General features: G+C 39.0%; 22 protein-coding genes and 1 riboswitch. Of the genes, 15 read left to right on the top strand and 7 right to left on the bottom strand.

Annotated features, from left to right (window positions below):
• Positions 1-54: 54 nt before the first annotated feature.
• The 3 genes from ACT170_RS05530 to ACT170_RS05520 all read right to left on the bottom strand — a co-directional run bounded on the left by ACT170_RS05530 (position 55) and on the right by ACT170_RS05520 (position 1,397).
• Positions 55-249, bottom strand: a complete 195-nt coding sequence (locus ACT170_RS05530; RefSeq protein ID WP_037602189.1) for a CsbD family protein — start codon at positions 247-249, stop codon at positions 55-57.
• Positions 250-315: 66 nt separating this feature from the next.
• A complete protein-coding gene (locus ACT170_RS05525; RefSeq protein ID WP_410537053.1) occupies positions 316-948 on the bottom strand; it encodes a DUF421 domain-containing protein in 633 nt (210 codons plus the stop codon).
• The gene (locus tag ACT170_RS05520; protein WP_444818085.1) at positions 945-1,397 is read right to left on the bottom strand and encodes a DUF3290 family protein; all 453 of its coding nucleotides are present in this window, start codon (positions 1,395-1,397) and stop codon (positions 945-947) included. The genes ACT170_RS05525 and ACT170_RS05520 overlap by 4 nt, the downstream gene beginning before the upstream one ends.
• A gap of 379 nt (positions 1,398-1,776) precedes the next feature.
• Here ACT170_RS05520 and manA point away from each other — a divergent pair, with 379 nt between their 5' ends.
• From manA to msrB, 3 genes are all read left to right on the top strand, one after another.
• Complete coding sequence (gene manA / locus ACT170_RS05515; RefSeq protein ID WP_444818086.1) at positions 1,777-2,718, top strand: mannose-6-phosphate isomerase, class I; 942 nt, start codon at positions 1,777-1,779, stop codon at positions 2,716-2,718.
• Positions 2,719-2,934: 216 nt separating this feature from the next.
• On the top strand, positions 2,935-4,263 hold the full coding sequence (brnQ, locus tag ACT170_RS05510; RefSeq protein WP_444818087.1) for a branched-chain amino acid transport system II carrier protein: 1,329 nt from the start codon (positions 2,935-2,937) through the stop codon (positions 4,261-4,263).
• Between the two features lie 129 nt (positions 4,264-4,392).
• Positions 4,393-5,343, top strand: a complete 951-nt coding sequence (gene msrB, locus ACT170_RS05505) for a peptide-methionine (R)-S-oxide reductase MsrB (RefSeq protein ID WP_444818088.1) — start codon at positions 4,393-4,395, stop codon at positions 5,341-5,343.
• A gap of 880 nt (positions 5,344-6,223) precedes the next feature.
• On the opposite strand, the gene ACT170_RS05500 is transcribed toward msrB, so the two are convergent.
• Both ACT170_RS05500 and ACT170_RS05495 read right to left on the bottom strand, forming a co-directional pair.
• Complete coding sequence (locus tag ACT170_RS05500; RefSeq protein ID WP_444818089.1) at positions 6,224-7,573, bottom strand: MATE family efflux transporter; 1,350 nt, start codon at positions 7,571-7,573, stop codon at positions 6,224-6,226.
• A 63-nt stretch (positions 7,574-7,636) separates the two neighbouring features.
• Positions 7,637-8,470, bottom strand: a complete 834-nt coding sequence (locus ACT170_RS05495; protein WP_002885299.1) for a helix-turn-helix domain-containing protein — start codon at positions 8,468-8,470, stop codon at positions 7,637-7,639.
• Between the two features lie 91 nt (positions 8,471-8,561).
• Here ACT170_RS05495 and ACT170_RS05490 point away from each other — a divergent pair, with 91 nt between their 5' ends.
• A complete protein-coding gene (locus ACT170_RS05490) occupies positions 8,562-10,163 on the top strand; it encodes an ATP-binding cassette domain-containing protein (protein ID WP_444818090.1) in 1,602 nt (533 codons plus the stop codon).
• Positions 10,164-10,317: 154 nt separating this feature from the next.
• Here the strand turns inward: ACT170_RS05490 and ACT170_RS05485 are convergent, their stop codons facing one another.
• Both ACT170_RS05485 and ACT170_RS05480 read right to left on the bottom strand, forming a co-directional pair.
• Positions 10,318-11,586 carry a nucleobase:cation symporter-2 family protein gene (locus ACT170_RS05485; RefSeq protein WP_410532187.1) on the bottom strand — a complete coding sequence of 423 codons (1,269 nt, stop codon included), beginning with the start codon at positions 11,584-11,586 and terminating at the stop codon, positions 10,318-10,320.
• Positions 11,586-12,167: a xanthine phosphoribosyltransferase gene (locus ACT170_RS05480; protein WP_410532186.1), complete on the bottom strand. Its 582-nt coding sequence runs from the start codon at positions 12,165-12,167 to the stop codon at positions 11,586-11,588. The genes ACT170_RS05485 and ACT170_RS05480 overlap by 1 nt, the downstream gene beginning before the upstream one ends.
• Positions 12,168-12,317: 150 nt before the next feature.
• A riboswitch (purine riboswitch) is annotated at positions 12,318-12,413 on the bottom strand.
• A gap of 206 nt (positions 12,414-12,619) precedes the next feature.
• On the opposite strand from ACT170_RS05480, the gene ACT170_RS05475 reads away from it, so the two are divergent.
• From ACT170_RS05475 to ACT170_RS05425, 11 genes are all read left to right on the top strand, one after another.
• Positions 12,620-13,300, top strand: coding sequence for a response regulator transcription factor (locus ACT170_RS05475; protein WP_444818091.1), 681 nt, complete (start codon positions 12,620-12,622; stop codon positions 13,298-13,300).
• Positions 13,290-14,264 carry a sensor histidine kinase gene (locus ACT170_RS05470; RefSeq protein WP_444818092.1) on the top strand — a complete coding sequence of 325 codons (975 nt, stop codon included), beginning with the start codon at positions 13,290-13,292 and terminating at the stop codon, positions 14,262-14,264. The genes ACT170_RS05475 and ACT170_RS05470 overlap by 11 nt, the downstream gene beginning before the upstream one ends.
• 143 nt (positions 14,265-14,407) lie before the next feature.
• Complete coding sequence (locus tag ACT170_RS05465) at positions 14,408-15,166, top strand: ABC transporter ATP-binding protein (protein ID WP_195519999.1); 759 nt, start codon at positions 14,408-14,410, stop codon at positions 15,164-15,166.
• Position 15,167: 1 nt separating this feature from the next.
• Positions 15,168-17,168: an ABC transporter permease gene (locus ACT170_RS05460; RefSeq protein WP_414327600.1), complete on the top strand. Its 2,001-nt coding sequence runs from the start codon at positions 15,168-15,170 to the stop codon at positions 17,166-17,168.
• 84 nt (positions 17,169-17,252) lie between these two features.
• Entirely contained in the window at positions 17,253-17,747 is a 495-nt protein-coding gene (locus ACT170_RS05455; RefSeq protein WP_002885314.1) for a YkgJ family cysteine cluster protein, read from the top strand.
• A 12-nt stretch (positions 17,748-17,759) separates the two neighbouring features.
• Complete coding sequence (locus ACT170_RS05450) at positions 17,760-18,425, top strand: hypothetical protein (protein ID WP_410537060.1); 666 nt, start codon at positions 17,760-17,762, stop codon at positions 18,423-18,425.
• A 137-nt stretch (positions 18,426-18,562) separates the two neighbouring features.
• Complete coding sequence (locus tag ACT170_RS05445) at positions 18,563-19,240, top strand: hypothetical protein (RefSeq protein ID WP_410537061.1); 678 nt, start codon at positions 18,563-18,565, stop codon at positions 19,238-19,240.
• A 66-nt stretch (positions 19,241-19,306) separates the two neighbouring features.
• Entirely contained in the window at positions 19,307-20,188 is an 882-nt protein-coding gene (locus ACT170_RS05440) for an ABC transporter ATP-binding protein (protein ID WP_414327601.1), read from the top strand.
• Complete coding sequence (locus ACT170_RS05435) at positions 20,185-20,922, top strand: ABC transporter permease (RefSeq protein WP_021143963.1); 738 nt, start codon at positions 20,185-20,187, stop codon at positions 20,920-20,922. Before ACT170_RS05440 ends, ACT170_RS05435 begins: the two co-directional genes overlap by 4 nt.
• A 10-nt stretch (positions 20,923-20,932) precedes the next feature.
• Positions 20,933-21,382 (top strand): cytidine deaminase family protein, encoded by a 450-nt coding sequence (locus ACT170_RS05430; RefSeq protein WP_021143964.1) that lies wholly within the window; start codon positions 20,933-20,935, stop codon positions 21,380-21,382.
• Between the two features lie 142 nt (positions 21,383-21,524).
• On the top strand, positions 21,525-22,463 hold the full coding sequence (locus ACT170_RS05425) for a bile acid:sodium symporter family protein (protein WP_021143965.1): 939 nt from the start codon (positions 21,525-21,527) through the stop codon (positions 22,461-22,463).
• Positions 22,464-22,732 lie beyond the last annotated feature (269 nt).

The following is a 22,732-nucleotide window of genomic DNA, read 5'->3' as shown; positions in this document are numbered from 1 at the left end:
CTCTCATTTTAAGTATAAAAAACTGTACCTGATTAACAGATACAGTTTTTTTACTTATTTTTTAAAGCTATTTTTAAGGCCTTCAACAGCACCTTCAACGCCTTCTTTAACATCTTCGATACCGTCTTTTGCTTTTGCTACAACTTTTTCGACAGCACCTTCGATTTCAGTTTTTTTGTCGCCAGTAAGTTTACCAGCACCCTCTTTAAGAGCGCCTTTAGCTTGATTCAATTTATCTTCGATTCCCATAGTAGAACCTCCTTTTTATGATGAGACCATTGTAGACAATATTAGACGGTAATGCAAGTGATTTGTTTAATAAGTAACGACATTAATGTTTCCTTTATCGTATTCAGCGATGAAGATATCTGAAATGTTGTCATATCCCATTTTAGTAAGTTCGTCGTTTAACCATGCTTCAGATTTTCCGATACTGTCAAGAATTTCCAACTGAACAACGCCATCTGTGACAATTGGGTATTTCGGATTTTCATCACCCGCACGAATCACAATCAATTGGCCGTTTTGCTCAATTACAGCACGTTTAACCTCTTTGAGTTGAAAAATTCCTTGAGAACGTAATTTTAAAGCGACATCAGAGGCTGAAAGTCCTTTAGAGCGACAAGCTTCAGGATCTAGTTGACCATGTTTGATGATGACTGTTGGCTTACCGTCAATCAAGTGTTTGATAAAGCGAATGTTTGTGTTAAGCCATTTTAGAAGTAAAATCAAAATCGTCCAAATAATCAAAATCACGAAATATTGGAGGATGGAAACGTTACTACTATAAATTGTTCCACCGATGATTCCACCAAGGACGAAGTTCTGTACTTGGTCAGTAGCTGAGCTAGGTGCTAGGTTTCCTTTACCTGTTAAATTGATAACAAAGACGAGTGAAATAAGCCCCAAAGCTAGTTTAATTGCAACAGTAAGATAAAAAGATGTCATTTTTTAACCTCCACGAGTTCAACATCAGACTTGTAAAGTTTTATTTGTTCTAGCAAGTAGCTATCGGGATCCGAACCTGCAATGGCACGGTAGTAGTTGTCTTTAACTTTTACGATAGCTCCATCAGTGGCAGCAGAAGTATTGACATAAACCTTGCTCTTATCAACGTCAAGATTTTTAGACACAACCTCGATAAAGTGAAGAGATGCTCTAAATTGGTCGTTGTTAGATTGATTGCTTTGGAAATTACTGATAGCAATTAGAACCACGGCAACTAAGGTTAAAATAGAAATGATAGAGAGTTCACGAAACTTAGTATCATGGCGTTCTTTGAAGGCCTTAAAAGCAAATACGCCGGTCACTAAAATAAGTCCTGCAGCAATGGCAACCATAACCCAGTTTTGTTGGCTAATCTGACTTAGCACATAGTCGTAGGAATAGAATTTCATTGAGAGATTTCCTTTCATAATATCACTAACATTATAGGTTAAAGATTGACTTAATTCAAATAGATGAATTTAGGAAAACGTTTAACTGGACATATTTTTTTAGGTGTTCTATTAAGGTTAGTGATCTGGAAAGTTGGCCTGCTAATTCTGTTCTTTTCTCTATAAGTTTGTTGAATTTTTCACAAATTATGCTTATAATTGAGGTAAACAATCATAAGAACTTGCCTAAACTTTTGGTAAATAAGAAGACTATTGACTTTAATATGATTGAGTTACACATATAGAGTACCTCTATCTGAAAATCTGTCATTGTAAGGTCACTAGTCTAAATTTTCCTAGAGACTTTTTGGCCTCTCGTTCCTAGAATAAGGAGAATATTATGTCTGAACCATTATTTTTACAATCTGTTATGCAAGAAAAAATCTGGGGCGGCACACATTTGCGTGATGTCTTTGGCTACGACATTCCAAGCGACCATGTCGGAGAGTACTGGGCTATTTCTGCTCACCCAAATGGTGTATCGACGATTAAGAATGGTCGTTATGCTGGTCAAACTTTGGATGTTCTTTATGTTGAGCATCGTGAATTGTTTGGCAATCGTCAGGAACCTGTCTTCCCACTTTTGACGAAGATTTTGGATGCCAATGACTGGCTTTCAGTTCAGGTTCACCCAGATGATGCTTATGGACTTGAACATGAAGGTGAGCTTGGTAAAACAGAGTGTTGGTATATCATTGCTGCTGAACCAGGTGCAGAAATCATTTATGGTCACAATGCTAAATCAAAAGAAGAATTGCGCCAGCAAATTGAACGTAAGGATTGGGAAAATCTCTTGACCAAGGTTCCAGTTAAAGCAGGAGATTTCTTCTATGTGCCAAGTGGTACCATGCATGCTATTGGTGCAGGTATCATGGTTCTTGAAACGCAACAATCTAGTGATACGACCTACCGTGTTTATGATTTTGACCGTAAAGATGATCAAGGTAACCTGCGTGAACTCCATCTTGAAAAATCTATCGATGTCCTTACTATCGGTGAGCCAGCCAACAGTCGTCCAGTCACAACAAAAGTAGACGACCTCAAATCAACACTTTTAGTAGCAAGTGATTTCTTTGATGCTTACAAATGGGAAATTTCAGGTAAGGCTGATTTTGAAAAGACTGCTGATTACAGTTTGTTTAGTGTGCTTGATGGCCAAGGAAGCCTTAAAGTAGACGCTCAAGATTATGACATCGCCAAAGGAAGTCACTTTATTCTACCTAGCGATGTCCAAGCTTGGCAAATCCAGGGAAATCTTGAACTGATTGTTAGTCATCCATAATTTAAGTAGTTAAACTAGACGGGATAAGAATCTTGTCTAGTTTTTTCATCCAATCAGACAGAATATTTGAAATTTTAAAAATCTTTCCTAATACGTTTCAATAGCTTGAAGTTCCAAACTAATCATGTCATACTAAATAAGTTGACTAAAATTATAATAAACAAGTTGTGTCTATTTGGGGCATAAGATCTTGTTTGTTTTAGATTGGAGAAACTTATGTTAAAAAAGGGAAGCCTTACAGCTTTATTGTTGTTTGGTATGTTCTTTGGAGCGGGAAATCTGACCTTTCCCCCTCAGTTAGGCTTTGAATCTGGAGGTCATTTTTGGCCAGCCATTGCCGGTTTTGTCCTATCTGGTGTCGGAATTGCAATTCTAACACTTATTATTGGGACTCTAAATCCGAAGGGGTATATTCACGAGATTTCGCAAAAAATCTCACCTAAGTTTGCCTTGTTATACTTGGCAGTGCTTTACTTGTCTATTGGACCATTCTTTGCCATTCCAAGGACAGCAGCGACAGCTTTTTCAATTGGTATTGCACCAATGGTCGGTAATAGTCATACTAGTCTATGGTTACTTGCCTTCACAGCCGTTTATTTTGCCTTGGCTTTATGGATTGCAATGAATCCTTCTAAGATTTTAGATAGTATTGGTCGAATCCTGACACCTATTTTCGCTCTATTAATCGTTATTTTGATTGTAGTTGGTGCCTTTAAATATGGTGGTCATAGCACACATACTGCAACAGAAGCTTATAAAGCCTCAGCCTTTGGTAATGGTTTCTTGGAAGGGTACAATACCTTAGATGCCTTGGCTTCGGTAGCCTTTAGTGTGGTGGCAGTAGTAACCCTCAATCAATTAGGCTTTAAATCTAAAAAAGAGTACATCTCAACCATTTGGGTTGTAGGTATTCTGGTTGGATTGATGTTCTCAGGTTTATACTTAGGTCTAGCATTCTTGGGGAACCATTTCCCACTTGATACATCAACTTTGGGAGAAGGTGCTAACCTTGGAGCAGCTGTTCTATCGAATGCAACTCAGGCTATCTTTGGTCCGATTTCACAGATTTTCCTAGCAGTTATGGTAACAGTGACGTGCTTTACGACAACAGCAGGCTTGATTGTGGCGACCGGTGAGTTCTTTAACAAGGCCTTCCCACAAGTCTCATACAAAACCTATGCTATTGTCTTCACTCTTGTTGGGTTTGCGATTGCCAATTTGGGACTTAATAATATCATTGCATTCTCAGTACCAGTACTTTTGATTCTTTACCCAATTACAATCACGATTGTCATGATTGTGATTGCTAATAAGTTTGTGGCCTTGTCTAAACCTGGTATGCAAATTACAGTTGCTGTAGTGACGCATATCGCTTTACTTAGTGTAATTGGCAGCCAGTTCAAACTTGCAGGACTCAATGCCCTTATTAACTTCCTACCATTGTCAGGAGCATCATTGCCATGGTTGATACCAGCCATCTTGTGTATCCTCTTGTCTCTCGTCTTACCAGATAAGATTAAGAGCGAAAGATTCGAAATGGAATAAACATAAAATCCTATCACAATTGTGGTGGGATTTTTTTGTCTCTCCAAGTCACCATAAGTGCGAAATCTCCCAAAAAGCGTTACACTTAAGGCGTGGAGATGCAAGTATCTAGTGAAGGGAGTGTTAAAAATGTCAAATCTAAATAATCATAAGATCTATCTTGCTGGTGGCTGTTTCTGGGGTGTGGAAGAGTACTTCTCTCGTGTGCCTGGTGTGTTAGATGCCATTTCAGGTTATGCCAATGGTCGTAGTGAGACGACTCGCTATGAGCTCATCGGTCAGACGGGCCACGCTGAAACTGTTCAGGTAACCTATGATGCTAGCAAAGTGTCATTGCGAGAGATTTTGCTACATTTCTTCCGTATTATCAATCCTATAAGCAAAAACAAACAGGGCAATGATGTGGGAACCCAGTACCGTACGGGTGTTTACTATACTGATGTAAATGACTTGCCAATCATCGAGCAAGTTTTCCAAGAAATATCTGAGCAATACGGTCAGCCTTTGGCAGTTGAGTTGTTGCCATTGCAACACTTTATTCCTGCTGAGGATTATCATCAGGATTATCTCAAGAAGAATCCTAATGGCTATTGCCATATTAATGTTAATCAAGCGGTTAATCCTATTATTGATTCAAGTTCTTATCACAAACCAAGTCAGGAGGAGCTTAAAGTAAGTCTGAGCCCAGAAGCTTATGCTGTGACCCAGGAAAATGGAACAGAACGGGCCTTTACAAGTCCCCTTTGGAATCATTTTGAACCAGGGATTTATGTTGATGTAGTGACTGGTGAGCCCCTCTTTTCATCCAAGGACAAGTTTGATTCAGCTTGTGGCTGGCCAAGTTTCTCTCGTCCCATTAGTCCCGAGGTAGCCAACTACAAGGAAGACCATTCTCACAATATGGATCGTATTGAGGTTCGTAGTCGTGTAGGAGATTCTCATCTTGGGCATGTCTTTCCAGATGGGCCAAGTGACAAGGGTGGGTTACGCTATTGTATCAATGGTGTAGCAACGCGATTTGTGCCTAAAGCCGATATGGAAAAAGAAGGCTATGCCTACTTACTTGACCAAGTAGACTGATTAGTCACTAGTTCTAAGAGATCTTTTTACTAGAATCATGCCATAACTAAAGAGGTTGGAGTCCCTTACCACCAACCTTTTTTGCATGTAAAAGAAATTAAGGAAAGCCTTTTAAAGCTAACATAAAATGTCACCTTACCATTCAGGACAAAAAAGTAACCTTTCATTACATTTTTTTACAATTTTATCGAATTTGTTTTAAGTGTCAAACCAAAAAGTAGTACACTATAGTAGTGAGAAATCTGACAAGTGTCAAAGTGTTTTTTCCATAGATTTTGCTAGTTTTGGTGTCTGTAAACATTATTGTACTTTGTGTAATAATTAGTCTTCCTAACCTCCCAATTATGATTTTATATGTCTAAACTTACCTAAACATAGCTAGCAAAAGAGTATAAATTTCCATAACGAAATATGACAGCACTTGTTAGATTTTGTGATAAGATTCAGATAGTCCTAAGGACTATTTTATTGTGCTAAACCTTTTTGACGGAGCTTATTATGGAATTGATGAATAAACTAATCATATTAATAGCCATTTGTGTCTTGTGGTTCTGGTCTTTTCTTTTACTTCCTAAAACAGGGGAGAAAATAGTTTATCTTTATCATTTCCTAGCTCTGTGTGGTTTAGTCATGATTTATTTTGCCCTAATTGACCCAGCTGGTCTCTGTGATACCTTTTTCAATATTAAACATCTATGTTTTCATTAATGGATCCAGTTTGACAATAGGTCAGGAAAATCTGAATATAACTAATCACTCATAAAAGAAGCTTTCTGTACATTGACAACAGTTTATCTGTTTTCAATATGCAGGAGGATTTTTCTTTATTATCAAGTTTTGAGCAGAGAAAAAGCAGTCTGACTAGACTGCTTAAGGTATATTAATGATGTGATTCGTAGCGTTTGACGATTCTATTTAGGCGCCATTGGTAACAAAGACCACTGACGATAAGACTGGCAATCAGGCCAATCCAGTAACTATATGGACCCAGTCCAGCAACTTTTTCAAGAAGGTAACCAACAGGGAAGGTCATGCCCCAGTATGACAAGACACCGAGATAGAAAGGGACCTTGGTGTCCTTATAGCCACGAAGAATTCCTTGAAGTGGAGCCGCAAAGACATCCGCCACTTGAAAGAAGAGGCTATAGGTCATGAAAACGGCCGTCATTCTCAAAAACTCAGGTTCATGTCCATAGAGTTCAGCTAAATCATAGCGCAAGAAATAGAGAAAGAACAAGGTAAAACCAGCAAAACCTAAGGCAGTTAGACGTCCTAGCTTGCTATAGCTCTTGACCGCATCCATGCGTTTAGCTCCAAATTCGTAAGAAATAATGATAGCCATTGCACTGGAAACACTGAGAGGAAAGGCATACATGAGGTTTGAGAAATTCATGGCCGCCTGATGACTGGCAATGACTAGGGATGGATACTTGGCCATAACTAGACCAACGCCTGAGAAGATGGCGACCTCCGCAAAGACCGTTCCACCAATGGGGAGACCTAGTTTCAGTGCGTCAAGCAGAGCCGTCTTATCAAGGGGTTGGATTTTTTCAATCTGGTAGGGTTTAACCTTCTTATGCTTTCTGATAACTGCGATGGAAATAAGGAGAAGGGCCCAGTAAGCCAATGAAGTTCCCAGACCTGCTCCAGCTCCTCCCAACTCTGGTAGACCAGCGATGCCATAGATGAGGAGAAAATTGAAGAAACCATTTAGTGGTAGAAGCAAAAGCATGAGGTACATGGAAAGGCGCGTAAGGCCAAGCGCATCAAGGAAGGAGCGAACCACGCTAAAGAGCAGAAGGGGAATAATCCCAAGACTCAAAAAGCGTAGGTATCCAAGGGCCACCTTTCTGACCACAGGTTCCAAACCTAAGTGTCCCAGAACTAAGGGTGCCCCCAGAAAAACGAGGGCAAAGAGGATCAGTGATAGACCCAAAGCCATATAAAGAAATTGATAGAAATCAGGTGCCACTCGGTCCTTGCGACCTGCCCCTAGATGGTGTCCGATAATAGGAACTAGGGCAGATACGATACCTGTTAAGAAGGTGAAAAAAGGACTCCATAAACTCGTTGCCATGGCTACCCCCGCCAAGTGTAGGGCATCGTATTGACCAGTCATGGTAGTGTCCACAAAAGCTGCTGAAAAGTTGGCAAACTGATAGATCAGTATGGGCACAAAAATCTTGAAGAAAACAAGAAATCGCTCACGGAGAGAATGTGTTTCGTGCATTCTGTTTTCCTTTCTAAATTTTTCAAATTATATAATCATTGTACAACTGTTATCCAATAAAGTCTATAATTGACGGAAAGTTCGGTCCCATTCTCTCAAATTATCGTCATCTCCCATAAAAGCCAAGTAGTGGAGAATTTCTTTATGTATAGTCTTTCCCATATTCTTATCGATAAATTTATAAAGGTATGCGGCTTTTAGTTCTTTAAGATAGAGTTTTTGTAACATGAAATAGTCTGGTAATTGAATAGTTTTTAGTTCGTTTAGATAGTAGTCACTATCTTCTTGATTTCCGTAAAGAATGATTTGGAAAATACAACGACTGATAACTTCTAAAGTGATTCGATCTAAATTATTTCTAGGATTTTTATTGAGTATTGATAGGAATTCCTTAATGTAGATTTTTAGCGCATCTTCTGTGAAGATATCCTTTACCATATTCAGTAAATTAATATCGAGAAGTGTCCAAATATCAATAGAAAAGAAGTAGTTTTGAAGTTCTGTAGCAATATCTTGGTTAACTGACCGGTTTTGAAGTTTTGAAACCTGACAGTCAATACAAAGACTAATCAGATAATCACTATAATTGGTTTCTCCTAAAATGCGAAACTTTTCTGCGACTTGCTCCAGTGCTTCAAAGTCTAGATGATTTGAGGCTTGATTGAATTGATTAGCAAGTTTTATGTAGGTTTCGTCCACAAGATATTCTTGTTCGAAAAATTCATTATATTCGACTTTTAGATGTTTTAAAAGTTTGAAAAGAGTATCATTTGAGAGTGATGTTTTGTTATTTTCAAAGTCTGAAAGACTCGCTACAGATCCAGCTACTTGAGCGAGTCTCTGAATAGTGTATTTTCTCTGTTTTCGAATCTGTTTAAATTTTTGACCTTGTTCCATATAAAATTACCTTATCGGATTTCCGAAATTTCAATAGTTGATACTATTAATAAACTAAAATAATAGTATCAAATTGAAGGAGGTAAAAGCAATGATTATTGAAAAAAATAAATCGGTTGCTGTGTCACTGCTTAAATTTATTAAGCTACTTCCTAAGAAGGAAATGGTACTTTATATCATTTTTGCGCTTCTTTATTCGTGTCAAGGCATTGTAATACCTGTAATTATCCAGATGGCAGGTCATATAGATAGTAGTGATAGTTGGGATTTAATAGTTTTTACATTTTCGAGTATCTCTCTTTGGGTGGTTGTGTACGCTTTTATGTATATAGAGAATATTCTGCTTCGTTCTATTATTAGAGCGTTTAATGTGAGCCTATCAGAAAATATTTTAAAGAATCATGCTGTCTTTCCTAAAAACATCTCCGATTCTGAGCTTTGCTCACTCTTGACACAAGATCTTGGAATTGTAGACCAAGAGTTCCTTCAATCTTTTCTTATCTCGCCTGTGTGGGGCGCCTCTATTCTAGTCTCTGTTATTTATTTGATCAAACAAAATATTATTGTGGGTAGTCTTTTTACAATAGGTGCTTTTCTGATGATTTTGCCTCAGTTTATATTTAAGAGAAAATTAAAAGAGTCAGGAGAATTACTAAGTAGTTCAAAAGAGAAGAATTTAAGATCTATCACAGACTTTGGTAAAGGGATTGAAACGATTATTTGCAACCAAGCAGAAAAAGAGAATGTAAGGCAAACTCTCATAACCCTTGGTGAGATGGAAAAGACACAATTTAAGTATTATACACTTCAGAATTTAGTTATGTTTTGGACAGGACCTCTTAAAGCTATTGGCCTGATTGGACCGTTTGTGATTGGTCTTGTAATAAAACAAAATTCAATCACTACACTTATTGCTATGATGTCTGCTTCAACATATCTTATTAACCCCTTACAACAGATTCTGGAGGCTATTGCAAGTATTCAATCAAGTCAAGTGATAAAAGATAAATTATTGACATTTGGAAGTGAGTCAGAAATTCCTTCAAAAGGGCTTCACATACATACTTTAGAAGAAATTCAGTTAAAAAACGTCACTAAATCTTATGATAATCAAGAGATTTTTCGAGATGTCACGGTTACTTTTTCATTGTCTCAGCATAACCTTATAGTTGGTGATAGTGGTATTGGAAAAACAACACTTTTTAGGTTAATATCAGGGCAAGATAAGGCATATAGTGGGAAAATCATTTTTAAAAGCATTGATGGAAGGGAGCTGACTCCAAATTTAGATAATATTGCAATTATTCATCAAAATCCCTATGTCTTTCATACAAGTGTGCGACATAATCTAACTCTTTATCAAGATTATTCTGACTCATTGCTCATTTCAACACTAAAAAAAGTTGGACTATGGGAGGCTTGTTGTCACCAATTAGACTATGAATTAACTGGAGATAACTTTTCAGGTGGTCAAATCATAAAACTTGAGATTGCACGTGCTATTTTAAGGGGCAAGCAGGTTTTACTAGCGGATGAGATGATGGCTTCTTTAGATGGAGCAAGTTCAAAAGAAATAAGCAATGTCTTAAAACAGTTGCCTAATAGTATTATTGAAATTGCCCATCATTACAATCTGGAAGATTATGATGCTGTCTATAGAATTGAAAATAAGTCAATCGTAAGAATTAAATAGCATGAGCTACTTTCAGTAAAAGTTAGACAGAGGAGTTGCTGAGTCTTTTCTTTCGATAGATAAACTTGGGACAGATTTTATCACTTGAGGAAATTCTCAAAAAGATTTTATTTCAAACAAAACACCTAAGTCAAGCGACTCAGGTGTTCTTGTGTTATTTTTCTTTTTTATTATGATTCAAAATGGCATTGAGGACAATGGCAAGCAAACTTGCGACCACGATACCGTTTGAGAAGAACATTTGGAAAGCTGTTGGTAGGCTGTTGAAGAGGTTGCTATTGTTAAGACCAACCCCTGCAGCGATGGATACCGCAGCAATCAAGAAGTTGTGTTCGTTGTTGGCGAAATCAACACGTGCCAAGATTTGCATCCCTTGGATAGAAACAAAACCGAACATAACAAGCATAGCGCCACCAAGTACTGGGCTTGGGATGATTTGAGCCAAGGCACCAAACTTAGGAAGGAGTCCAAGAAGAACAAGGAAGCCAGCTGCGTAGTAGATTGGCAAGCGTTTCTTAATGCCTGACAACTTCACAAGACCAACGTTTTGAGAGAAACCTGTGTATGGGAAGGTATTGAAGAGCCCACCAAGGAGAACGGCCATACCTTCAGCTCGGTAACCGTTACGGAGGCGAGTGCTATCAATTGGGTCTTTGGTAATATCAGAAAGAGCCAAGTAAACCCCAGTTGATTCAACCATTGACACAGTAGCGATGATACACATCATGATGATTGATGATAACTCAAATTTAGGCATTCCGAAGTAGAATGGTGTTGGCACATGGACAACAGGTGCCGCAGCAACCGGTGAGAAGTCAACCAAGCCCATGCTTGCTGCGATAACAGTACCTACAACCAAACCAATTAAAATTGAGATGGATTTGATAAATCCTTTGGTAAAAATATTAACCAGAAGGATGATAAGAACCGTGATAGCTGCAAGGAAGAGGCTTTGACCAGTTGGTTTGTCAACGTTGTTCCCCATATTTCCGATAGCGACAGGGATAAGGGTCAAACCAATAGTAGTGATGACAGATCCCGTAACGATGGAAGGGAAGAGGTTGGCCACTTTTGAAAAGACACCAGAAACAAGGATAACATAAATCCCTGAAACGATAAGGGCACCAAACATAGCACCGCTGCCATGACTCTTACCAATCATAATGAGTGGAGCCACTGATTGGAAGGCAACTCCAAGCACAACTGGAAGACCAATACCGAAGTGTTTATTGAGTTGAAGTTGGAGGAAAGTTGCCACACCACACATGAAGATGTCAGTTGAAATCAAGTAGGTTAATTCATGAGCTGAATACCCCAAAGCACCAGCAATCATGATTGGCACCAGGATTGATCCCGAGTACATGGCAAGAAGGTGTTGCAGTCCTAGGACCGCCGCCTGCGAGTGTTTCTCTTTGTTTTGCATTAGATGTCTGCCTCCTTAAATACAACCTGACCATTTTTAAAACGATCCAAACGAGCAAGTGAAACCACTGGGTAGCCGGCTTCTTCCAAAAGAGCACGACCATCTTGGAAGGATTTCTCGATAACGATACCGACAGCTTCGACGTGTGCGCCAGCCTCTTCAATGATTTGAATCAAACCTTTGGCAGCTTGACCGTTCGCTAGGAAATCATCAACGATGAGAACCTTGTCTTCAGGAGTGAGAAACTTGCTTGCGATAGAGACAGTACTAGTCACCTGCTTAGTGAAAGAGTAAACCTCAGCAGTGAGGATACCTTCATTCATGGTGATATTTTTAGCCTTCTTAGCAAAAATCATAGGGACATCCAAGGCCTCAGCCGCATAGAGGGCTGGTGCAATACCAGATGCCTCGATAGTCACCACCTTGGTGATACCAGCGTCCTTGAACTTGTCAGCAAAGACCTTTCCAATTTCACGCATGAGCTCAAAGTCTACTTGGTGAGTTAAGAAAGAGTCAACTTTGAGGATATTTTCCCCAAGGACATTCCCATCATTGAGAATGCGGTCTTCCAGTAATTTCATATTACCTCCTATAAATTGAATAACAATGCTGTGTCTTGATTTATTTCAGATTTTATTGAGACTCTGAAATAAATCAAAACCATCGAATAACAGAAAAAGGCCTGCAAAGCAAGCCTTTGAAATCACAAAAAGACAGTAAAAATCTTTCTATGACTATGTTAGCTTACTCATTGTTAGGTGTTACGGCACCTTGTAGAAACGTCACGCCCATTCGTGACATAAATAAGTAATGTTCTCATTGTTCGATGAAGCTGTCGATGGTTGATGATAAATCAATATCAACTCTTTTATAATACTATATTTTCTTTGAAGACTCAAAGAATTTTTTCCATAAAAATGCACTCTTTAAAAAGTTGCAAAATTCAATCTAACATTATTGTAAGATTTGCTGAGAATGGTCGTTTCTTGGGGTATTTATTGTTATAATAGTGGGAAATGAAAGAGGTTGAGTTATGCATAAGATTTTATTAGTGGAGGACGACGAGGTTATCCGTCAACAAGTCAAAAAAATGCTAGAACAGTGGGGTTACGAAGTTGTTCTTGTTGAAGATTTCATGGAAGTATTATCTATTTTTGTAAAAGAAGAACCCCACTTGGTTCTTATGGATATTGGTTTACCTCTATTTAACGGTTATCACTGGTGTCAGGAAATTCGGAAGGTCTCCAAGGTGCCGATTATGTTCTTGTCCTCTAGAGATCAGGCCATGGATATCGTTATGGCAATCAATATGGGTGGAGACGACTTTGTGACTAAACCATTTGATCAAAACGTTCTCCTAGCAAAAATTCAAGGGCTTTTACGTCGTTCTTATGAGTTTGGTAAGGATCAGAGCCTTTTGGAATATAGAGGTGTGATACTGAACCTCAAAGCCATGGATTTGGTTTATCAGGGCGAAGTCGTTTCTTTGACTAAGAATGAGTTTCAGATTTTACAAGTTCTCTTCGAGCGTTCTGGTAATATTGTTAGTCGTGAAGACCTCATGAAGGAGCTTTGGAATAGTGACTTCTTTATTGATGATAACACTCTCTCTGTAAATGTGGCACGTTTACGTAAGAAGTTAGAAGCAGTCGGTTTGAATGATTTTATAGAAACCAAGAAAGGTGTCGGCTACGGGTTGCGTCATGATGGGTAAGTGTCAATTTATCAAATACTATATTAGGTCTCGTCTGACTTTCTATCTTTTATTTGTCTTTAATGGAATCATCTTGGTCTTGTTTGCCTTTTTATTTGAAGAGGCAGCAGATATTCTTTATTATGCCTTAACCATAATGACCTTTGTGACTATCATCATGGTTATTTGGGATTTGGTTAGCTCTTATCACTCTTATAACTTAGCTTATCTCTATGAGGAAATCACACCATCAAGTCCTTTAGAGTTTTACCTGGCCCAAACTTTGGAAAATGCTAGGGAGAGTCAGATCTCTCAGACTGAGGAGGAGCGCAAGCGCTATACAGATTTGATGGACTACTATACCCTTTGGGTGCACCAAATCAAGACGCCAATAGCAGCCAGTCAATTATTGCTTCAGGATGTTACGGATAGTAAAACGAGGGCTCTCTTGGAGCAAGAGGTATTCAAGATTGATTCTTACACCAATTTGGTCTTGCAATATTTACGTTTAGAGAATTTTCATGATGATTTGCAGTTGAGGCAGGTTACATTAGAACACTTGGTTAAAGAAGTTATTAGAAAGCATAGCCTTTTCTTTATTCAAAAAGGGTTGACCATTAACCTAGATAACTTGGATGTTAAGGTTATTTCAGATGAAAAATGGCTCTTAGTCATCATTGAGCAGGTCTTGTCAAACAGTTTGAAGTACACAAAGAGTGGCGGTATTGAAATCTACTTCAAGGATAATACGCTTTATCTTAAAGATTCTGGAATTGGTATCAAGGATAGTGATATTTTACGGGTTTTTGAGCGTGGCTTTTCAGGTTACAATGGGCGATTGACTCAGCAGTCGTCTGGGTTAGGTCTCTATCTTTCAAAGAAAATTGCTAATCAGCTTGGACATGATATTAGTATTAGCTCCCAAGTAGGTCAAGGAACCACAGTTTCCATTCATTTTCAAAAGAAAAAATTAGCCATTGATTGATAACTTACAAAAGTGTAAGAAATTAGACGACAAATGAAAGCAAGGGTTATGGTTTTGCCCCTGCTTTTTCTATAAAATGGTATCGAAGTTAAGTAAGAGATTCCTAAAATCTCTCCCAATTCTACTAAATAAAGGAGCTTATTATGACATTACTAGATGTTCAACATGTTAAAAAAATTTATAAAACACGTTTCAAAGGAAATCAGGTTGAAGCCCTTAAAGATATCCATTTTACGGTTGAAAAAGGTGAGTATGTTGCTATTATGGGTGAGTCTGGCTCAGGAAAATCAACCCTGCTCAACATCCTTGCCATGCTTGATAAACCAACGGCAGGGCGTGTCTACCTTAATGGTATGGACACAGCAACTATTAAAAATAAGGATGCTTCCAGTTTCCGTCGTGAAAGATTAGGATTTGTTTTCCAGGATTTCAATCTGTTAGATACCCTATCTGTTAAAGATAATATCTTGCTACCTCTGGTCCTTTCTCGACGCTCAGTTAAGCAAATGATGACACAAGTTGAAGCTATCAGTCGTCAACTGGGAATTCATTCCTTGCTAGAGAAGTACCCTTATGAAATTTCAGGTGGCCAAAAGCAAAGGGTCGCAGTTGCGCGTGCGATCATCACTAAACCAGAAATCCTCTTAGCAGATGAGCCAACAGGCGCCTTGGATTCAAAATCTTCAGCGGCACTCTTGGATGTCTTTGATACTATTAATGCTAGCGGCCAGACCATTCTTATGGTAACTCACTCAACAGCGGCCGCCAGTCGTGCGCAGCGTGTTTTGTTTATTAAGGATGGGATTCTTTATAATCAAATCTTCAAAGGGGATAAGTCTGAACATCAAATGTTCCAAGAAATTTCCGATACACTAACTACAATGGCAAGTGAGGTGAACTAATATGTTTCGTCTAACCAATAGACTGGCTTTGTCCAATCTCATAAAAAATCGTAAGCTTTACTATCCGTATACATTGGCAACTATTCTGGTTATTGCCATTACCTATATTTTTACATCTTTAACGCTTAATTCGCATCTGGATGACTTACCTGGGGCAGATGCTATCAAGATGGTTTTGGGGTTGGGACTTGGGATTGTCGCCCTATCCTCTGGGATTATTGTTCTTTATGCCAACAGCTTTGTCATGAAAAATCGTTCAAAGGAGCTTGGTCTCTATAGTGTGCTAGGCTTAGAGAAACGTCACCTCTTTAGCATGATTTTAAAAGAAACGATGATTATGGGTTTTGTGACTTTGCTTCTAGGTATAGGTGTAGGGGCGCTATTCGATAAACTCATTTATGCTTTTCTTCAAAGGATTATCGGTGAAAGTACTGGTTTGGTTTCGACCTTTCAAGTAATGACAATTCCTATTGTTCTTGTCATCTTTGCTTGTATTTTTAGTTTGTTGGTTTTGGTAAATGGTTTCCGATTACTACGGCTTAATCCTTTACAATTAACTAAAGATGGCCTTAAGGGTGAGAAAAAAGGACGCTTCCTAGTTATTCAAACCCTTTTAGGACTTGGGACTATGGGATATGGTTACTATCTTGCTCTCTCTGTTCAGAATCCAGTAACGGCTATTATCAGTTTTTTCCTAGCTGTTTTATTGGTCATTTTAGGGACTTATCTTCTCTTCAACGCTGGGACAACAGTAGTTCTGCAACTCTTGAAAAAGAAGAAAAGCTACTATTACAAGCCTAATAATATGATTTCCATTTCCAACCTTGTCTTTCGGATGAAGAAAAATGCAGTTGGGCTGGCGACCATTGCTATCCTCTCAAGTATGGTTCTCGTGACGCTTGTAGGTGCTGCAAGTATCTATGCTGGAAAAAAAGACTATTTGGCCAGTGCTGCTCCACATGAGTACTCAGTTACCGGAACGAATGTAGATGTAACAAGTACACAGAAGGTTATGGATGATTTCTTATCACAGTCGGGAAATCAGGTAAATAGAAAAACGGAAGTAACTTACCTCTACTTTGGTATCAAAGAACAAGAAAAAAACAAGCTAACCATCTTTTCTGAGAATGAAAGAAAAGTTCTACCAAAGTCAGTTTTTCTTGTCTTCTCACAAGCAACTTATAAGCAATTAACAGGTAAAGACCTCAATCTGACTTCAAATCAAGTTGGCTTATTTACTAAAAATAAAATATTGAAAGATCAAAAGAGTGTCTCTATCAATGGTCAAAGCTACCAGATTCAGGATGGTCTTAATGACTTTATTAAAGGTAAAGTACCTAATATCTTTACAACTATAGTTTCTGATTATAGCTACCTTGTCGTTCCTGATATGGATAATTTTAAAGAAAGTATCAAAGGAACAGCAACCACTCAAACTACCTATGTTGGTGTTAACGTCAAAGATCCTACACATGAAGCCAAGAAAAATTCAGATTTGCTAGACAAACTCACGGATAAAGAAACACAACAGTTAGCTGGACAAACTACTGGCGTCCCTGGGCCTAACCTCACTGCGAATAGCCGATATGATGTAGAAGGGATGCTAAATGGCTTTGTTGGCGGAACCTTATTTATCGGTATTTTCTTATCCATCATCTTCATGCTTGGTACAGTTCTCGTGATTTACTATAAACAGATTTCTGAAGGTTATGAGGACCGTGAGCGCTTTGTTACTCTTCAAAAGATTGGGTTAGACGACCAACAAGTCAAGAAAACCATTCGTAAACAAGTTCTTACTGTCTTTTTCCTCCCTTTGATTTTTGCCTTTACACACTTAGCCTTTGCTTACCATATGATTAGTTTGATTGTGCGTGTTATTGGGGTTCTCAATCCAGATCTTATGTTAGTGGTCACTATTATTGTTTGTGGCGTATTCTTCCTAGCCTATGTCTTGGTTTTCGCCCTAACGTCGCGTTCTTATCGTAGAATTGTATCGATGTAACTAACATAGAGTCTAGTTCAAGCTAGGCTCTATTTCTTTTATGCTATAATAGATGACAGAATTATAAATTATCGGAGAAAACACATGTCACAGACTATTGATGTCAAACGTTATGAGGAATTGGCACGTCAAAAGCAAGGGGAGCACCGAAAGTTTCTAGCACAACTCAAGAAGAAGGCTCCTAAAAATTTAGATAAGATTGTTCAGCAGGTACACAATGAAGTCTTCCAAGAAATTGATTGTACCCAGTGTGCAAATTGCTGTAAGACGCTTGGTCCAGACTTCACAGAACAGGACATCACTCGCATTGCCAAGCATTTTCGCATGAAGTTACCTGCCTTTGAGGAGATGTACTTGCAGGTAGATGAGGATGGGGATAAGGTCTTCAAGTCTATGCCTTGTCCATTCTTGGGGCCTGATAATCTCTGTGATATTTATGATGTCCGTCCTAAGGCCTGTGCAGCCTTTCCTCACACGGATCGTAAGAAAATCTATCAGATCAATCATCTGACTATAAAAAATACGCTTTTCTGTCCAGCAGCCTACCTTTTTGTGGAAAAACTCAAGGACAGGATTTAGGGAGGACTTGTTATGAAACGCTTTAATTCAGGTGTTATTACCTTATTGATCATTGCTGCCTATTTTATCGCAACAGCTTTTATTCCAGATTTGTATTTGGCTTTTAATTATAAGTTGATTTTAGCCTTGCTTTTTGTGCTTTTGAGCTGGCAATCTAAGGGGAAATTTCTCTTTTTCTTGGGGATGGCTTTTCTATCGACCTATATCCATGACCTCTTTAGATTGGATTATTCGGAATGGACACTCTTTGTAGGGATTCTTATCTTAGGTATTGCGATGGACCGTTTGAGCAAACCAAGTTATAAGAAAAAATTCTCTTACAAGGTGTCTAAAGAACATGAGCGAGAAATTTTTGCTAAGACTCTTTTTTCAGAGTCTGTGCAAGTGGTGACTTCTCAAAACCTCGAAACTGTCTATGCCAATGCTGATTTTGGGCGTTTGACCTTGGATTTGCGTCAGGCTCAGTTTATGACGGACCGACCTCAGATTGTGGTTCAGGCCAATTTTTCTCAGGTCATCATTCGAGTGCCCAAGGATTGGCAAGTGGATACACACGGGCTTCATACAAGCCTAGCAGGAGTGAAAGGCTACGATAGTCTAGGAGAGCGAGAGTTATCAAGCACTACAGTTTCTCTAACAGGATCTGTATCCTTTGGACAAGTAACTGTCAAACATTGAAAATAATGAAAGAGCGAAAGCTCTTTTTTTCTTGCAAATCCTTTTAATATAACATTGAATACGTTTACAAATAGTGCTATACTGATAGTGAAAATAATTGGAAAATTGCAATCATTTCTTTAGAAAGGAGTTTTCTTATGGAACGATTTAATCTTCGGTCCTTCTTGTTGTTTTTACTAGCAGCTTGTTTTATTGCTAGTGCCTTTATTCCAGATTTTTGGATCATGGTCAATTATAATCTGGTCTTCTTCGTGGCCTTCTTTTGTTTTGGTATCTTGAATAGACGACCTCTCCTCATTTTTCTTGGTTTGGCCTTCTTATCACCCTATGTTCATGACTTGTTAGACCTCGATTTTGCACAGTGGAATCTCTTTAGCGGCATCTTTCTAATAGGTTTGGCTTTAGAGTTGCTCTATGGCCGTAGTCAAAAGAAAGGTCTCACTAAAGACTATAAGGTCAATAAGAACGACCAAGAAGGACCACATATTTCTGTTAAGACATATATGGCTGAGGATAGGTATCGCATCTATTCTCAAGAAGTCGAAACGGTTGATATGAATATGGCTTTCGGTGAGCTGTGGCTGGATTTGAGTCAAGCCAGCTTTGCATCAAGTCAGGTAGCAGTTCATCTTGATGCTAAGTTTGGTGAAGTTCATATTCGACTTCCTCATGGTTGTGTCATGGACACCACTGGAATCTCACATCCCCTATCATCTGTAAAGGTGGATCGTTTTGAATCTGATTTAGAGCAAGTTGAAACAAGGCTTCATATGAGCGGAAGTCTCTTCTGTACGGAGTTGGAAGTGGAGTATTAAGGGAAGTCCAATGATGTCAGCGATATTGTCAAGCATGGCTTCTATATAAAAGAAAGGAAAGCATTGATGGGTGAGACAGTTATTCAGGTTTCTTCTCTTGGAAAACGTATCAAGGGAAAGACCATTTTAGAGGATATTAGTTTTGAGATAAACAAGGGCGATTGTGTGGCCTTGATTGGACCTAATGGGGCAGGTAAGACTGTCTTGATGTCCTGTATTCTTGGCGATAAAAAACCGAGCAGTGGTCAGGTCCTCATTGATGGTAAGGCAGGTAAGGCCAAAAATAAAATTGCGGTTCTCCTTCAGGAAAATACCATTCCAAATAGTTTGAAAGTGGAGGAACTGATTGCCTTCTTCCAATCTATCTCTGATAATCCCTTGACCAATCAAGAGGTACAAGACCTCTTACAATTCAAGGAAGACCAGTACCAGCAGTTTGCGGACAAACTCTCTGGTGGACAAAGACGTCTTCTAGCTTTTGTCCTTTGTTTGATTGATAAACCTAAGATCCTCTTTTTGGATGAACCGACAGCGGGTATGGATACCTCCACTCGTCAGCGTTTCTGGGAGATTGTCAATGACTTGAAAAAAGCTGGGACAACTATCCTTTATTCCTCTCACTATATTGAAGAAGTGGAACACACGGCTGACCGTATCTTAGTCCTCCATCAAGGGAAACTCATCAGAGATACCACGCCATACGCTATGCGACACGAAGAGAAAGAGAAGCAGGTCACTCTGCCAAGTAGCTTTGTTAGCATCGTTCATGGACTGCCAGATATCTATGAAATCACTGAAAAGAGGGATGTCATTAGCTTCATGACCAAAGATATCGAAAAGGTATGGCAAAGTCTTGAAGAAGCGGGCTGTGGAATTTCTGATATTGAAATCCAAAATAAAACACTCTTGGATAGCCTATTTGATTCAACAAGGGAGGACAAGGCATGAAAGCATTACTAAAAATTGAATGGATAAAAACGTGGCGAACCTGGCCAGTCTTTATCATGGGAATCGGGATACCCGTCGGATTTTTCCTCCTTTTTTCAAGTATTTTCTCAGCGCCTACTCCAGAAGCCCAAAAAGAGTTTTTGCTATCTTATATGTTAACCATGACTGGCTTTTCTATGTCTAGTTTTGGTTTGTTCACCTTTCCCTATATGTTACAAGAGGATCGAATTGAACACTGGTTGACCTATATCGAGCACTCAAAGGTTAGTATCGCAGCTTATTATCTTTCTAAAATTTTTCGTGTGCTTCTAAACTTTATGGTTGCTATCATTGTGACCTTTTGTGTAGGTACCTTTTTCCGAGATGTAGAGATGCCATTCTTTAGATGGCTAGGATCAGGTGCTCTTTTACTTCTATCAAGCTTGGTCTTTTTGGCCTTTGGCTTGCTTATCGCTCAGATTAAATCTCAACAAATCATGTCTCTTGTAGCTAATATTATTTACCTTGTCTTGCCTATAGTGAGTGGTTCATGGGTTCCTATTTCCATGTTCCCTAAGTGGGTTCAGAGTATCTCTGAGTGGACACCTGTCTATCATGTCAATGAATTGGTCGTTAATTTTGCTATCAATGGGAAATTTTCATGGAAATCACTTTTGTTTATTTTGGCTTATACGGCAGTATCAATAGTGCTTGCACTCTTTATCAAGTCTCATAGAGAAAGTGATCGAGGTTAAAGGAGAAATAATGGATATTTGGCAGAAAATGTATGAAAAGGCTCAAGCCTTGTATCAGCCACAGGAAGTCTCAGACTTTGTCTATGCTAGACATGTTGTGGCTGCCGTTGAGTCTGAAGATGGGCAAATTTTCACGGGCTTTTGTATGGAAGGGACGTGTGGTATTTTCCATCTATGTGCCGAAAGAGCTGCCCTTTTCAATATGTATCAAGAAACTGGTCAAAATAAGGTTAGGCGAATTATCGCCTTTCGTGACCAGCCGCCTCATGGTGGACCGTCTGGCATGCCTTGTGGGGCCTGTCGAGAATTTCTAATGGAACTGCATCCTGATAATCGTAACTTGGAGTTTATGGTTGACTACGAAACACGTCAAACCATTACTTTGGGAGAATTGTTGCCACTGTGGTGGGGAGAAGAACGGGCTCAACAATTTGAAGAAAAGTCGCAAGACAAGGCTTAAGGTTTATAGAAATCACAAAATCCTCGCATGTTAAGTGTGAGGATTTATTTTCTGAAATTAATTTCAGAAAATTCGAAATTTACCTTGAAATTCAAAGTGAAAGTGCTATACTATTCTGTGAAAATAGAAAGAAGGTTTCATTATGGAGTCACTTGTATCTTTTAGTAAATGGCTCAGCAAATGGTTTACTGTAGCTGTTATCCTCTGGGCGGCCTTTAACTATGCCCTTCCCGCAACTAGTAGTTGGGTCATTCCCAATACGGCTTATCTACTTGGTTTGATTCTCTTTGGTATGGGACTTACCTTGACCACTGAAGATTTTAAACGTATTGCTAAGCGTCCAATTCCAGTTGTCCTTGGGACTGTTGCCCACTATGTCATCATGCCTGGTTTGGCTTGGTTGCTTTGTATGATTTTCCATCTTAAGGGTGCGACAGCAGCAGGGGTTATCCTTGTCGGGTCTTGTCCAAGTGGGACTTCATCTAGTGTCATGGCCTTCCTTTCAGGTGGGGATGTTGCCTTGGATGTCTCTATTGAAACCCTCTCAACTCTCTTGGCACCACTCATGATTCCAACCCTCTTGTCATTCTTGGCTGGTCAGTACGTAAGTGTCCCTGCCCAAAGCCTCTTCCTTAGTACCTTGCGTATCGTGGTTGTCCCAATCATCTTGGGTGTACTCATTCACTCAATCTTTGGTAAGAAAATTGATGCCATCATCAAGATTATGCCTTTGATTTCACAAGCTGCCATCCTCTTGATCGTTGGAGCAGTTGTTTCTGCCAACCATGCTAATATTTTCACAGCAGCGACAGCCCTTGTCATTCCAGTCGTTATGCTCCACAATCTTTGTGGTTATGCCCTTGGTTTTGGATTTTCAAAAATCCTTGGTTTGGAAGAACCACAACAAAAAGCCATTACCTTCGAAGTGGGGATGCAAGACTCAAGTCTTGGAGCAACCCTTGCCATGAAATATTTCGTGCCACAAGCTGCGATCCCATCAACTATCTTTAGTATTTGGCACAATATCTCAGGTTCCATCCTCTCATCATGGTGGAAGAACCATTCAAAAAATAATCAATAAGAAAAATGAAAAGCTGACCTTAGGTTGGCTTTTATTTTTTAATAAAGAATCTTTTTCGAGACTTTCCTTAGGTGATGACGGACGTTAGCGAACTTCAAAGAAGTTCCATGCCTAAGTTTCGAGTCTAAGGTCTCGAAACTTCCGAACCCCTGAAGTTTAAGTTCTTCAGGGGTTTTTATCACAGCGGAAAGTCTCAGTTATACTCACTTCATTCTCAAAGAGAATCATCTGTCATTCTTTGCTGACTTTCTTAGTTCATGGCGCATTTG

This window comes from Streptococcus sp. cx1, assembly GCF_052384325.1.
Taxonomy (GTDB): Bacteria; Bacillota; Bacilli; order Lactobacillales; family Streptococcaceae; genus Streptococcus; species Streptococcus salivarius_G.
Note: the sequence above shows the minus strand (reverse complement) of the source record. Positions and strands in the feature narration are given on the sequence as shown.